General features: G+C 67.6%; 17 protein-coding genes and 1 tRNA gene. 8 read left to right on the top strand and 10 right to left on the bottom strand.

Annotated features, from left to right (window positions below; translation table 11 throughout):
- The first annotated feature begins 4 nt into the window (after positions 1–4).
- Entirely contained in the window at positions 5–475 is a 471-nt protein-coding gene (locus tag LK09_RS03705; protein WP_039396154.1) for an SRPBCC domain-containing protein, read from the top strand.
- An 8-nt stretch (positions 476–483) separates the two neighbouring features.
- Here the strand turns inward: LK09_RS03705 and LK09_RS21710 are convergent, their stop codons facing one another.
- The 9 genes from LK09_RS21710 to LK09_RS03660 form a co-directional block, all read right to left on the bottom strand.
- Positions 484–816: a three-helix bundle dimerization domain-containing protein gene (locus LK09_RS21710; RefSeq protein WP_197060960.1), complete on the bottom strand. Its 333-nt coding sequence runs from the start codon at positions 814–816 to the stop codon at positions 484–486.
- A gap of 43 nt (positions 817–859) precedes the next feature.
- Positions 860–1,510, bottom strand: a complete 651-nt coding sequence (locus LK09_RS03695; protein WP_052226386.1) for a response regulator transcription factor — start codon at positions 1,508–1,510, stop codon at positions 860–862.
- On the bottom strand, positions 1,500–2,141 hold the full coding sequence (locus LK09_RS03690; RefSeq protein WP_039396151.1) for a sensor histidine kinase: 642 nt from the start codon (positions 2,139–2,141) through the stop codon (positions 1,500–1,502). The genes LK09_RS03695 and LK09_RS03690 overlap by 11 nt, the downstream gene beginning before the upstream one ends.
- 168 nt (positions 2,142–2,309) lie before the next feature.
- Positions 2,310–3,464, bottom strand: coding sequence for an MFS transporter (locus tag LK09_RS03685; RefSeq protein ID WP_039396148.1), 1,155 nt, complete (start codon positions 3,462–3,464; stop codon positions 2,310–2,312).
- 106 nt (positions 3,465–3,570) lie between these two features.
- Positions 3,571–4,713 (bottom strand): radical SAM protein, encoded by a 1,143-nt coding sequence (locus tag LK09_RS03680; protein WP_039396145.1) that lies wholly within the window; start codon positions 4,711–4,713, stop codon positions 3,571–3,573.
- Between the two features lie 338 nt (positions 4,714–5,051).
- Positions 5,052–5,594, bottom strand: coding sequence for an SRPBCC domain-containing protein (locus LK09_RS03675; protein ID WP_039396142.1), 543 nt, complete (start codon positions 5,592–5,594; stop codon positions 5,052–5,054).
- The gene (locus LK09_RS03670; protein ID WP_039396139.1) at positions 5,591–5,908 is read right to left on the bottom strand and encodes an ArsR/SmtB family transcription factor; all 318 of its coding nucleotides are present in this window, start codon (positions 5,906–5,908) and stop codon (positions 5,591–5,593) included. The genes LK09_RS03675 and LK09_RS03670 overlap by 4 nt, the downstream gene beginning before the upstream one ends.
- A gap of 88 nt (positions 5,909–5,996) precedes the next feature.
- The gene (locus LK09_RS03665; RefSeq protein WP_039396136.1) at positions 5,997–6,467 is read right to left on the bottom strand and encodes a hemerythrin domain-containing protein; all 471 of its coding nucleotides are present in this window, start codon (positions 6,465–6,467) and stop codon (positions 5,997–5,999) included.
- Positions 6,468–6,621: 154 nt separating this feature from the next.
- A tRNA-Pro gene (locus LK09_RS03660) sits at positions 6,622–6,695 on the bottom strand.
- A 410-nt stretch (positions 6,696–7,105) separates the two neighbouring features.
- On the opposite strand from LK09_RS03660, the gene LK09_RS03655 reads away from it, so the two are divergent.
- From LK09_RS03655 to LK09_RS03625, 7 genes are all read left to right on the top strand, one after another.
- Complete coding sequence (locus LK09_RS03655) at positions 7,106–8,644, top strand: HNH endonuclease signature motif containing protein (protein WP_052226385.1); 1,539 nt, start codon at positions 7,106–7,108, stop codon at positions 8,642–8,644.
- 89 nt (positions 8,645–8,733) lie between these two features.
- On the top strand, positions 8,734–9,309 hold the full coding sequence (locus tag LK09_RS03650; protein WP_039396133.1) for a GNAT family N-acetyltransferase: 576 nt from the start codon (positions 8,734–8,736) through the stop codon (positions 9,307–9,309).
- A gap of 4 nt (positions 9,310–9,313) precedes the next feature.
- Positions 9,314–10,003, top strand: a complete 690-nt coding sequence (locus LK09_RS03645; protein ID WP_039396130.1) for a lysoplasmalogenase — start codon at positions 9,314–9,316, stop codon at positions 10,001–10,003.
- Entirely contained in the window at positions 10,000–10,359 is a 360-nt protein-coding gene (locus tag LK09_RS03640) for an RNA-binding S4 domain-containing protein (RefSeq protein ID WP_039396127.1), read from the top strand. Before LK09_RS03645 ends, LK09_RS03640 begins: the two co-directional genes overlap by 4 nt.
- Positions 10,360–10,435: 76 nt before the next feature.
- Positions 10,436–11,107 (top strand): GAP family protein, encoded by a 672-nt coding sequence (locus LK09_RS03635; RefSeq protein ID WP_039396124.1) that lies wholly within the window; start codon positions 10,436–10,438, stop codon positions 11,105–11,107.
- Between the two features lie 46 nt (positions 11,108–11,153).
- Positions 11,154–11,537 (top strand): SHOCT domain-containing protein, encoded by a 384-nt coding sequence (locus tag LK09_RS03630; protein ID WP_039396121.1) that lies wholly within the window; start codon positions 11,154–11,156, stop codon positions 11,535–11,537.
- Positions 11,538–11,612: 75 nt separating this feature from the next.
- On the top strand, positions 11,613–12,605 hold the full coding sequence (locus tag LK09_RS03625; RefSeq protein ID WP_052226384.1) for a hypothetical protein: 993 nt from the start codon (positions 11,613–11,615) through the stop codon (positions 12,603–12,605).
- Between the two features lie 23 nt (positions 12,606–12,628).
- Here LK09_RS03625 and LK09_RS03620 read toward each other — a convergent pair whose 3' ends face one another.
- Positions 12,629–13,525, bottom strand: a complete 897-nt coding sequence (locus LK09_RS03620; RefSeq protein ID WP_039396118.1) for an NUDIX domain-containing protein — start codon at positions 13,523–13,525, stop codon at positions 12,629–12,631.

Below are 13,525 nucleotides of genomic sequence, written 5' to 3'. Positions count from 1 at the left end.
GAGCATGGAGATCGACCGTGACCGCGACCTCGTCATCGAGCGGGTGATCCGGGCCCCGCGCGGCCGGGTGTGGGATGCGTGGACCGACCCGACCCTGCTGGCGGCCTGGTGGGTGCCGCCGCCCGCCGTGGCCCGGATCGACGTGCTCGATCCGCGTCCCGGCGGGGCGATCATCACCCGCATGAGCGACGACGGCGACACGTTCCTGGCGCACACCGACGGCATCTTCCTCGTCGTCGAGCCGGTCCGCCGCCTCGTGTTCACGAACGCGATCACCGCATCGTGGCATCCGGCCACCCCTGCCCCGGTTCCGATGACCGCGGAGATCATCCTCGGCGAGCATCCCGAGGGCACCGACTATCGTGCCGTCGTGCGCCACGCGGATGCCGCGGCGCGGGCGCGCCACGAAGAGCTGGGGTTCTTCGAGGGCTGGCGTGCGGTCACGGAGGCGCTCGCCGCGCTCGCGGAGGCGTGACGGCGAACTCAGTTGTTGCTGACCTCGCCGTTCAGCTGGCCGGTCCGCTCCGACCGCGCTTCGATCTCGTACGGGTCGAGGCTGACATCGGAATCCACGGGCTGGAGCTCCTCCCCGCCCTCCGGCGCGACCGGGAGCACGAGGGGTGCGAGCTCGCGGAGCCGCTCGGTCGCGGCGTTCTCGGTGAGGGTCGGGACGTAGTCCCGCACGTGCGCGTCGTCGAAGCGCGCGTACTCCTCCTGGATGATGCCGTCGATCGTCGTGCGATCGACCGACGGGAAAAGCTGCGACAGCCGGTCGCCGACCTCTTCGAGTGCGTGTTGCTCGTTCTGCGCGTCCACGCGTCCATTGTGGTCGGCGGCCGGGCCGGAGGGAAGGGCGTTTCTATGAACTCCGAGCGACCCGCTCGAACGACGAGTGGTCGAGCAGACCCAGCATCTCGGCTTTACGGACGGCATCCAACCGATTCACCGCGACGAGCTTGACGTTCGCTTCATGGAGGTGTCGCTTGACGGTTCCCTCGGAGATCCCCAGCTCTTGCGCGATCTGCCGATTCGACTTCGCCATGTTCACGAGGCGAAGAACTTCGAGCTCACGATGCGTCACATGGTGACAATCCGGCGGCGCGGAGTCCGATTCTCGGCGCCCGAACCCCGGATTCGCCGCGATCTCGAGGACGGCCCGGACCAGGTCGTCTGCCGTGAGGTTCTTGTTCACGCATGCGCGAGCCCCGGCGCGGATGAGTGAGTCCAAGAGCGGCTGGTAGGTGTGCATGGTGAGCATCACGATGCACAAGGACGGATCGCCGCGGAGCAGCTGGCGGATCGTTCGATCGGCGGGCTGGTCATCGATGTCCACGTCGAGCAAGACGACGTCCGGCATCACTCTCTTCACGAGGTCGCTCGCCTCGGATGAAGACGATGCGATTCCGAGGACGTCGAGCCGCCGATCCTGACCGAGCATCATCCCGAGTCCCTCGACGAACATCCGGTGGTCGTCGACGAGGACGACGCCGAGCGGGCCGTCAGGGCGCATACGGCACCTCGACGCGAACATCGGTGCCGCGGTCCTGTTCGGAAACGATCGTCAGTCGGGCGCCCATCACGTCCGCACGCTCCTTCATCCCGACCAGCCCGAGGGCTCCCCGGCGAACATCGAACAGCTCGAACCCTCGCCCGTCGTCGACGACCGTGACGGTCAGGGTTGCGGGACCCCATGCGAGGGAGACCTCGACTCTCGAAGGCTCGCCGTGCGCCACCGCATTACGGACGGCCTCCCGAGCGAGAAGGAACACGTGCTCTCGGATGGAGTCATCGAGTCCTCGGGGTTCGCCCGTGCTGACCACCCGCGCTTGGATCGCCGTGCCGCGGATCGCACGGGCCAGGTGCTCTTCGATTCGCGCCTGCAGTGACTCGCCGCGATCGGGGTACCTCAGTCCCGTCGCGATGGTCTGCGCCGCTGTCAGGGCTTGCGCGAGGATGCTGCGCCCTGCCGCTCGCAGCTCGGATACGACCACCGGATCATCCTCCTTGTCCGCGAGGTCGAACCGTAGAATGCCGGCCATGATGCCATTGGCGACGCGATCGTGGATCTCCCTGGCGAGCGCGGCGCGGTCCTCTGCTTGGCCGGGCTCGAGTGCAGGTACGTCCGTGTCGTCCGGATTCACGCGACCCCTCCCGTCGCGATCGATGCTCGCGCCGATCGCCCCGTCAGCTCCACCCGCACGCGCCAGGCGGCTCACTCCACGGTAGCAAGGGGTACCCGGATAGTTCCTCGGTCATCCACTGCGTGCCCCCTCCAGGGAGAGGTCTCGTGGCGTCTGAAATCGGGCCGATCACGGTCGCCCATCACCCCCTTTCGGCGCGTCATGCAAACCGTAGCGACGCCAGACTGCCAGGCCCGCGATCGACACCCCGATCATCAGAGCCGCCGTGCACACGAAGAGCAGCACGATATGGCCGGCGCCGGCGACGGAGCCGAACACGACGATGCCGATCGGCTGCAACGACAGGCTCGCGGCCAGGAACAGCGCCGAGATCCTGCCGGCCATGGCTTTGGGCGTGTTGCGGAAGATGAGCGTCATGTACAAGACTCCCGAGACTCCGTTGAGGATTCCGACAGGGACGAGCAGGCCCAACGAAGCCTCGGCGCCGGCGAAGGGCAGCAAGGCGATGAGTGGCGCCTGAACGATGTTGCTCCACATGATGAGCTTGTACTGAAGCCGGTTCCCTGCCCTCAGGCGAGAGCCGATCGCCGCTCCACCGATGGCCCCGACTCCGTAGGCGGCCATGAGAAGCCCGAACACCGCCGCGCCGCCGTGGCGGTCGGCGAGAACACGGAATCCCACCTGAAACTGCCCCGATGTGACCAAGTCCATGATCGCGTCGATCACCAGCAGAACCATCAGCCATTGGTTGCGCGCGGTATACGAAAGCGCACCGCGAACGGACCGGACGAACGAGGCACGTTCCTTCTGGGAATCGGCCGTAGGCTCACCCTGCTCGTTGGCGGCGAGGATGGCGAGAACCAAGGCGGCAAGTGTGAGCGCCGCGATGTTCACCCCGATCGTGAGAGCAACACCTCCGAATGAGAAGGCGATGCCTCCCAGCAGCGGCCCCACGACGGAGGAGGTATTCGAAATCGCGCTGTAGACCGCGTTTCCGTGCTGATAGTCATCGGGTTCGAGCAGGGCCGGGGTCAACGACCGTTGCGCTGGTCCGCTCGCGCCGTTGATCACCGCATAGACCGCGACCACCGAGACCAGCAGCCACGGGTTTCCGGGCAAGTGAACCGCCGTCGCAAGTGCCACGGCCGCGAGCAGCGCGAGGACGAGGTTGAGGCGAGCCAACAGGACGACAGGTCCGGCATGATCCGCCAACCACCCGCCGACGATCGAACCGGCGATCGCACCGCAAATCGGAAGCGCGACGGCGAACCCGACCATCGCATAGTCCGCCCCGACCTGCAGGAGCCAGAAGGTGACCGCCACCGTTTGGAACGGCCCGGTCGACCTGACGATCCCCTCCGCAACCGAGGCGATGCCGAATCGCCGACGGGAGCCGAATCGACTGGACCGTGCGGGCGAAGTCCTTGCTTCAGACATCGACCGAAGCTCGCGCCTCGCCGTCAGTGCGGTCGGCGAGAACCGCGGCGACGTGATCGAACATCGCATAGAGGTCACGGCAGTACACGGACTTTCGCGTGAATCCGTCCGCGCCCGAGTACCGCGTGGTGACGCGTCCTCCCCCGCACACTTGGAGGAATCGGCATCCGAGGCACTCCGCCGGGACGATTCCCTGTTGGTCGCGGCAGTACCGAAAGAAGTCATCGTCATACAGGTGATCGATCTCATCGTGCACGATGTTGTAGCCGAGATCGGTCATTCGATCGGCCCAAGAACGGAAGTTGTCGGTGGGCTGAAGACTGCCGTCGGTCTCGATGACGGCGACGTTTACCGGCGCGTAGCCGAATTGGTCGCTCGCCGAGGGCAAACCCGCCAGCGCGCGGATCATGTCCGAGAACAGCCGGATATTGACGCGCGAGTCATCTTCAGCGACCCATGCGTCGAAGATGTCGCGCATGAGCTCGAAGTACCCGTATCCTCGTCTCGTGGGGAGGGGGTCTTGGACGTAATTGGCCTCAGGAAGGACGAGGTTGATGTTCGATATCCCGAGGCTGCGCAGGTGGTCATACATCTCCCGGCCGTCGACCGCCGGATTGAGAACTGAGATCGTGCCCACCCGAAGGCCTTCGCTCTCATATTCCTGAGCTTTGCGGAGCCCCTTCACGACGCGGTCATATGACCCGCGGCCGGCCTTGTCACGTCTCATCGAGTCGTTGACCTCGCGTGGTCCGTCCAAGCTCACGCCGACGTTGAATGCGGACACGGCCAAACGGCGTGCCCAGGCATCGTCGAGGCGGAGTCCGTTGGTCGTCACTTTGAACACGACCTCGATGCCGTCGTCGCTCAATGTCTTGGCAGAGGCGACCATCTCATCGAAGACCGCCAGGGGCTGCAGCAGCGGCTCACCACCGTGGAAGACTATCCAGACTTTGTCGATGCCGCGGCGCAACGCATGGTCTCGAATCCGTTCGACCGTCTTGTCGAAGATGAGCGGCGTCATGAATTTCGGCCGCTCCATCCAACTCGTGTCTTGACCCGAATAGAAGTAGCAATACGCGCATTCGAGATTGCACCACTCGACCGTCTTGATTATGAAAGTGTCGATTCCGGCCACATTTCCCCCGATAATGTTGGGAGCCCGCCCGAGCTCATTCTTCGGGCGGGCCTATTCGATCCACTTCTGAGTTGATCAGTGCGGATCGGTCGAGAACGACCACGCGGTGATCGTCGGCTGCTCCTCGAGGGCCTTTTCGATTACAGACATGTCAGCTCCTTCCTCATTGCGATTAATCCGGCAATTCGAGGATCACATTCTGCCTCTCGCCAGGCAATGTATCGTCCGATACATCACCTGGTGCGCGGGTCACATCAGCCCGGTCGCGACACGAAGGCTCCGGAGCCCTGATGACTCCGGAGCCTCGCACCCGGCACGCCGGGACGCTCGATTCGCACCTACCCTTCGCTTGCGACGGCGGCGATCGGTTCGGCCTTGTACGCGCCGGTTAACTCCATCCATCGGTCGCGCCACGCCGGGGACGCTTCGGAAACCGACCACCCGTCGGGGTGAGCCGTGGCGTCGAGGGCGAGCGAACGCCCGAGATCCTCGAGGTGCACCTGCCATCCGGCCGCATGGAAGTACAGCTCCTCGAGGGGCAGGCCGCGCTCCTCGACGACCAGCCTGCTGGATTCACCCTCTGCTGTCAGCCAGGCTTCGATCTGGGCCTCCCCGGCAGTGCCGGGCTCAGCGGTGATCAGCAGGTGATGCGGAGCATCGCACGCTTCGACGCGTGCCGGCCCGTCCCACGTGCTCGTGAACGTCAGGTGGATGGCCCCTCCCACTCGCACATCTCCGGAGACGTGGGCCAGCCAGCGGGCGAGGCGTTCCGGTTCGGTGCACGCCTCCCACAGGTCGTGGACGTCCGTGTCGAACACGTCCTCCACTCGGACCACACCGCGCGTGACATCCAGCGCCCGCATCGTTGCGTTCATGCTCATCGCTTGTTCCTCTTTCCTCGAGCGATCTCGGTGTGCAGTGCGTCGAAGCGGCCGTGCCAGAGCGCCCGGTACTCGTCGAGCCAGTCGTCGAGTTCCTTCAGCGGTTCCGAGCGCAGGCTGTAGATCCGTCGCTGCGCCTCCTGGCGCACGTCGACGAGACCCGCCTCGCGCAGCACGCGCAGGTGCCGCGAGACACCCGGCCTGGCGATCGGCAACGCGTCGGCGAGCTCCCCCGCCGTCGCGTCGTGATCGCGCAGGATCGCGAGCACCGTCCGTCGGCTCGAATCCCCGAGAGCCTGAAGCACTGCATCCATGATGGTTAATGTACCCTTCTTGTTACGTACCCGCAAGGGTACAGATAGAAACCACATGACCCCTTCGACCGAACGAGCTGCCGCCCGATCAGAGACGGCCGAAGACGTGGCGCGGATCCGCGTCCAACTGCAGCGTCTCGAGGATCGAGAGCAATTGCCGCTCCTCGTACTGGAAGTGGGATTCCATGATGGCCGCGATCCCGTCGAGGTGCCGTTCGAGACGGTCGGGCGCATCGGCCCGATCGGTTGCGGCGCGCAGATCATCCAGAAGACGGGCGATCAAGGAGTGATCCTCCTCCAGCGTGCGCAGCGCGTCGCGCAATTCGGGGTATTGCGTCGCGATCGCCGGAAAGAGCTCGTCGCGCTCGCCTTCATGATGGCCGGTCAGGGCGGCGCAGAAGCCGTGACAGAACAGCAGGAGATCATGCTCTGCGGGCGCGTTGGACGAGCCCGCGCGGATCGCGCTTCGCGCTGCCTGCAACGTCTGCCGCAGCCGGCGGTGCACGGCCTGCAGTTCGTTTCCCCAGGCGATGAGCCTGGCCTTCTCGCCCTCAGCCACGAGGAGGCGAAGAGAACGATGTGGTCATCGTGGCCCTTCAGATCCCGCGCCTCCATACCTGACACTGCCTGCCACCAGCACGCGACGCTCACCCCAGACTATCGCCAGACGCGACAAAGCCCTGGTGAGATCTTCTCTCACCAGGGCTTTCACGTCGGGATGACAGGATTTGAACCTGCGACCCCTTGACCCCCAGTCAAGTGCGCTACCAAGCTGCGCCACATCCCGTGATTCTGTTGTCGCCGCCTGCGTGCAGGCAACTCGACCATCCTACCCGACCCGCCGGGCAGGTTCGAACCACAGTGGATGCCGGTCCGGATGGCGGTGGATGGTACGGATGGCGGCACGACACGCGCGAGGGATGCCGCCCGGCGTTCAGATCGCCGCCATCCGTACCCGCGTGACCTGCACACCTCGGTCGTTGAGCGCCCAGCGGGCCGAACGCCCACCCCGGGTGCGACGGCCCCGAACACCCCGGATCCGCGCACCCCCCCGGTCGTTGAGCGAGCGAAGCGAGACGAAACGCTCGCCCCGGGTTTCGGTATCAAGATGTCCTGCAACCCGCTTGCATTCTGGATGCATGTTCGATAGTGTGGAGGTATCGAGTTCGAACATTCCAACGGATCGAAGGGGGCACCATGGCCGACACGTCACACGGTGGGCTCTCCCCGGTGCTGGCTGACCTGGACATGCTCGTCGACGACCTGGGGGCGGCGCGGGCCCGCGCCGCGTCCGCGTTCGCAGTGGAGATGCACTTCTTCGCCGGGGTCGCCGCCCTGGTACGACGGCGGGAACACGAGCGCGCCCAGCAGGCCGACACCGGCGCGGTGGTGTCCGCGTCGCAGTTGGCGATGCGGGAGATCTACGCCGAGATCGCCGCCGCGGTACGCCTGTCCGAGTACCAGGTCGCGTCCCGGGTGAACCAGGCACACGTGCTGATGACCCGGTTCACGGAGACCATGTACGAGGTCGGCGATGGCAACGTGTCCCCGCAGCACGCGACCACGATCGCGGATGTCGGCGGCGTCATCGACGACCCCGACACTCGGGCCGAGTACGAGCGGTACGCGATCGACCTGGCCGCAGAGCTCACCCCCGCCCAGTTGAAGGACGCCCTGGGCGTGTTGGTGGACCGGCTCGACCCGGACGGCACCCAGGCCCGGATCAAGGAAGCGGTGGCCCGCCGCTCGGTACGCAAACGCAGCGTGGAGCCCGGGGTGGGGCAGTTGATCATCACCGGCCCCACCGCCCACATCGAAGGCACCTACAACCGGCTCACCGACATCGCCACCGAACTCCACACCCAAAACCAGACCGACGCGGCAGCAGCCGAAGCCGCCGAGGGAACCGCGGACGCGGGCGGGCGCCCCGGCGAGGACGCCGACACAGCTCTGCCCCACGGTGCCGCCCCGAACACCGGCACGCCCGCCGGCCACACCGACGCCGAAGCAGCAGAGTTCGTTCCGGATGAGCGCACCCGGGCGCAGATCATGGCCGATGTCGCCCTGGACCTACTGCTCACCAACGTCCCCGACGCACACGGCACCACCCCCGAACACCGCAACGCCCTCGGCGCCATCACAGCCACCGTGCACCTCACCATCCCCGCCAGCACCCTGGCCGGCACCACCACCGGCGGCGCCACCGTGGAAGGCGGCGGACTCGTCGACGACGACACCGCCCGCACCCTCGCCGGCGGATCCGACGACTGGTACCGGATCTTCACCGACCCGGCCACCGGGGTCCCGGTCACCGTCGACAAACGCCGACCCTGCACCGCGATGAAACGTCTCCTGCAAGCCAGGGATGAGACCTGCCGGTTCCCCGGCTGCCGCCGCCCCGCCAAAAAATGCGACATCGACCACACCACCGCACACGCTGAGGGCGGACCGACCGCGCTGTGCAACCTCGCCTGCCTGTGCGAACGCCACCACACCGTCAAACACCACACCGACTGGCATGTCGAGCAGCTCCCCGGCGGCATCCTGCAGTTCACCTCACCCACCCGCCGCGGCTACCGCACCCGGCCCCCGGCCGCAGTCCGGTTCGTCCCCGACCGGCCACCCGAACACCCCGACCGACCACCCGGACAATCCGGAAATCCACCCGGACGGCCATCGCGCCACGCAACACGGATCGATCCCGACCGCGGGGTCGAAAGCCCCGTGCCCTTCTGACCGGCCGGCCGGATGCCCTTCACCGCAGCACGACAGACCCGCGGAAGCCGATGCCTCTCACTGTCGGATGCTCCCGCTAGCGTCGGAGCATGGAGATCACGATCCATCCGGCATCCGCCGACCGCTTCGACGACCTGCAGCACGCGCTCACCGGCGGGGGCGACGGCGCCTCGTGCCAGTGCGCGTGGCTCACGCTCACCAACAAGGACTTCAACGCGACGACGCGCAGCGACCGCGAGCAGCTGCTGCGCGACGAGACCGAGGGACCCCTGCCGCCCGGGCTCATCGCGTACGTCGACGACGAGCCGGCCGCGTGGGTGCGCGTCGGTCCGCGGCGCACGCATCAGCGCCTCCCCCGTACCCGGGCGCTCGCCCCGCACCTCGCCGAGCCATGGGACACCGACGACATCTGGACGATCTCGTGCTTCGTCGTGCGGCGCGAACATCGCGGCGAGGGCCTCAACGCCGCCCTGCTCGAGGCCGCCGTCGCCTTCGCCCGCGACCACGAGGCATCCCTCATCGAGGCGTACCCGGTCGAACCCGATGGGCACGACCGCGTGAACGACCTGTGGCACGGCGTGCTGTCCACGTTCCTCGCCGCCGGCTTCACCGAGACCGCGCGCGCCAAGCCGAACAGGCCGGTGGTGCACCTGCACCTACGATGAGTGCATGCCGTCTCGCGCCCGATGGTGGGCCTTCGCTCCGTACGTCGTCGTCACCCTTTGGCACCTCGTAACGCTGGTGCCCGGGATGCCGACGGCCAGCCCGGCCGAGACGATCAGCAAGATGCTGCTGATGCCGGCGCTCGCCCTCGGCGTGGCGGTGTCCGGCATCCGGATCCGCGGCGCCCGGGGCGTACTTCTGTATGCGGCGATCGCGTTCTCGTGGCTCGGCGACGAGGCCGGCACGTTCTTCGGGATGCTGCCCGAAGTGCCGACCATGGTGGGCTTCTTCGCCCTGGCCCACATCTGCTACATCTGGCTGTTCACCCGGCACCTCAGGCAGCGCCGGCTGCCCTGGTGGACGCTGGTCTACGCCGCGTGGTGGATCGTCATGATCGGCGTGCTCTGGCCCCGCCTGGGCGCCCTCGCCGTTCCGATGGCGGTGTACGGCCTCATCCTCGGCGCGATGGCGACCACCTCCGTGGCGACGACCCGGCTCATCGCCACCGGCGGCGCGGTGTTCCTGCTGTCCGACTCGCTGCTGGCGTTCCAGCTCTTCCCGCCGACTCCGCTCGGCGCCTGGAGCGACGTCGCCGTCATGACCGCGTACTGCGCCGGCCAGTTGCTCATCGCGGTGGGTGTGCTGCGCGCACCAGCACGCGCGGCACTGCGCCGTCCGGCTGCGGCGGTCGCGTGAGCGACACCGCCCGGGTGGATGCCTGGCTCTGGGCGATCCGCATCTACAAGACCCGCACCCTCGCGACCGATGCCTGCAAGGCCGGCCACGTCAAGGTGAACAGTGCGAGCGCGAAGCCCGCCCAGACCATCAAAGCCGGTGACGAGGTGCGCGTGCGCATCGACGGGTTCGACCGCATCCTCGTCGTGCGTCAGACGATCAGCAAGCGCGTCGGCGCACCGCTGGCCGCCGCGGCCGTCGAGGAGCGCACGCCGCCCCGCGATCCGGTCCCCCGCATCGCCGTGCGCGATCGCGGAGCGGGGCGCCCCACCAAGCGCGAGCGACGCGAGATCGATCGCCTGCGCGGCCGCGACTGATCCGACCACTAGTGTGAGAACCGCCGCCGGCCGGTCCGGCGGTGAACGGAAAGCAGACTTGGGGAGGTCGTTGGTTTTGGGGTCGGTCATTGGGGAGATCCTGCCGCAGGCGCTGGGGATCGCGATCAGTCCGATCCCGATCATCGCCGCGATCCTGATGCTGCTGTCGCCGCGCGCGCGGGTGACGAGCGTCGGGTTCCTCGTCGGCTGGGTGGTCGGCATCGTCGTCGCCGTCACGGTCTTCACCCTGCTGTCGGGGCTTATCCCGCCGTCCGACCCGAACGCCTCCAAGCCCATCACCGGCGTCATCCAGATCCTGCTGGGCGCACTCCTGCTGCTCGTGGCGGTCCGCCAATGGCGATCGCGGCCGCGCCCCGGCGAAGAGCCCAAGATGCCGGGCTGGATGCAGGCCATCGACAAGATCACCTTCGTCCGGGCCGCGGGCCTCGCGTTCATCCTCGCCGCGGTGAATCCGAAGAACCTGCTGATGGCAGCCTCGGCCGGGGTCACCATCGGATCGTCGACGATCGGCATCCTCGAGCAGATCGTCGTCATCGCGATCTTCACCGTGCTGGCCGCCTGCACCGTGCTCATCCCCGTCGTCGGCTACCTGCTCGCGGCGGACAAGCTGCGCGGACCGCTCGAGTCGCTGCACCAGTGGCTCGCCAAGGAGAACCCCGTCATCATGGCGGTGCTGCTGCTCGTCATCGGTGTCGTGCTCATCGGCAAGGGCATCGCCGCCTTCTAGACCCTTCCCTCCCCACCCTGAGAAACAAGAGAAAGTAGGAACCCCAGTGACCAACTTCTGGGATTTCATCGTCTGGATGCTGTGGATCTACATCTTCATGGCCTTCCTGTTCGTGCTGTTCGGCATCTTCCGTGACATCTTCCGCGACAAGGACCTCAACGGCTGGCTGAAGGCCCTGTGGATCATCTTCCTGATCTTCATCCCGGTGCTCGGCGCCCTCATCTACCTGGTCGCACGCGGCCGCGGGATGGCACAGCGCAACGCGTCCGACCTCGCCGCCGCGCAGCGCGAGCAGAACCAGTACATCAAGTCGGTCGCGGGCAGCGCCCAGAGCCCGAGCGAAGAGATCGCCAGCGCGGGCAAGCTCCTCGCGTCCGGTGCGATCACCACCGAAGAGTACGAGAAGCTCAAGGCGAAGGCCCTGGCCTGAGCCTCGACTCACCCTGACACGGGGCGGCCGAGAGCACTCTCGGCCGCCCCGTGCCCTTCCCCGGAGGACGAGACGATGAACGACGGACGCAACCGCGAATCGATCGCGATCGGCCTCTCGGCGGTCGCGTTCCTCGTCGCGGCGGCAGGGTCCCTCCTCACCTTCCGGCTCGAGCCGGCCCCCATCGACGGGCCGGGATCGATCGGGCAGTTCGCCGCGATCAGCAGCGCCGTCGTCGCGCTCGTCGCGTTCGGGTTCGGGCGCTACATCGTGCGCGCGAAGGCCCGCCCCGCGGTCCTGGACATCATCGACCTGTCCGTCGTCGCGCTCGTGCACGGCGTCATCGCCCTGCTCACCTGGTCGCTGGTCGCCTCGATCGCGGCGGCGAGCTTCATCGACGCGCTCGTCTACCCGATCCCGCTCGTCATGCTCGCCGGCTCCTCGGCCGCCTTGACCGCCTACCTGGTGTTCAACTCCGCCATCCGCACGAGCCTCACCACGCTCTCCATCGTGCTGGCCACGTTCCTCGCCGAGGGCATCTTCGCCAGCATGCTGAGCGCGAGCGACCCCCACTGGTGGATGAAGCACCTGAGCGCGCTCGGCATGACCGACGACCTGTCGGCGCTCGCCTTCAATCTCACCCTCATCGTCGCGGGCGTGATGATCACCACGCTCACGCGCTTCATGACCCGGGAGCTGCCCGGCGCGACCGACCGCGGCATCGCACAGGTGCGGACGTGCCTCGCCCTGCTCGGCGTCCTCCTCGCCCTGGTGGGCGTCTTCCCGGTCGACGAGTTCTTCTGGGTGCACACGCTCGCCGCCTCCGGCATGGCGATCGTGTTCATGACGATCGCACTCCGCGTGCACGTGTGGATGCCGGACCTCGCCCGCGGGTTCGTGTGGCTCGGCCGGGCGTTCGTCGCGACGACACTGCTGATCGCCGTCTTCTACTTCGTCGGCTACTACACCCTGACCGCGGTGGAGCTCATCGCCGGGATCATGGTGTTCACCTGGATCGTCCTGTTCCTGCGCAACGCGGCACTGATCGCGCAGGATGCCGCATCCTGATCCGTCAGGATGCGGTCGGCCTCCTACAGCTGGTCGAGCAGGGCGCCCGCACCCCGCACGTGCGCGCCGAGCACTTCGACGCGGCGCCGCAGTTCGCGGTCGCTCGTGACGACGGTCGCAGCATGATCGGCTCCGAGCAGCCGCGCGACCTCGGCGACGAGCTCGTCGTCGCCCGAACGGCCCTGCGCCATCACGAACTCGATGCCGGCGACGGGGCGGGCCGTGCGCGCCGCCCCCTCGAGCACCAGCACCCACTCCGGGAACCACACGTTGCCGCCGAGCCGGAGGAACGCGGCATCCATCCCGCGCTGCACGTGCGGGCGGATGCGGGCCACGAGCCGGTCCGCGGCGGCGGCCCGGTCGTTCCACCAGCCGTCGGGCTGGGACCCGACGACGTTCGCGGCATCCACCACGATCACCGGGTGCTCGTCGAGGAGCGTGCGGATCTCGCCCCAGGAGGCGGCGAATCCGGGATGCAGCGGCAGGTCGTCGACGGCGTCGACCGCCACCCACTCCAGCGCGTTGCTCTCGGGGTCGGTCACGCGCGGCTCGAACGGGTACCGGACGTCGGCGATCACGGTCGCGTACGACCAGTAGCCGAGATCGAAGATGTGCATCGCGCGCACGGCGGCGGCGTCGGCCGGGACCCCGGCCTCCTCCCCGGCCTCGCGCAGGGCGGCATCCCGCGCCGTCTCGCCCTCGTGGCGCGCGCCTCCGGGCAGCGCCCACGTGCCGCCGAAGTGGCTCCACTCCACGCGGTGCTGCATGAGGATGCGCCGCTCCGCGTCGATGAGCAGCAGACCCGCCGCACCGTACCGGCCCCAGTACCGCTCACCGGACGGGGCGACGACCCACGCGTCACCCGGGTCCATCGGACCCGGGTGCGGACGCCGAGTGAACTCGGGCGGTTCGATCGTCAT

This window comes from Microbacterium mangrovi (genome assembly GCF_000802305.1).
In the GTDB taxonomy this organism is placed as follows: Bacteria; Actinomycetota; Actinomycetes; order Actinomycetales; family Microbacteriaceae; genus Microbacterium; species Microbacterium mangrovi.
Note: the sequence above shows the minus strand (reverse complement) of the source record. Positions and strands in the feature narration are given on the sequence as shown.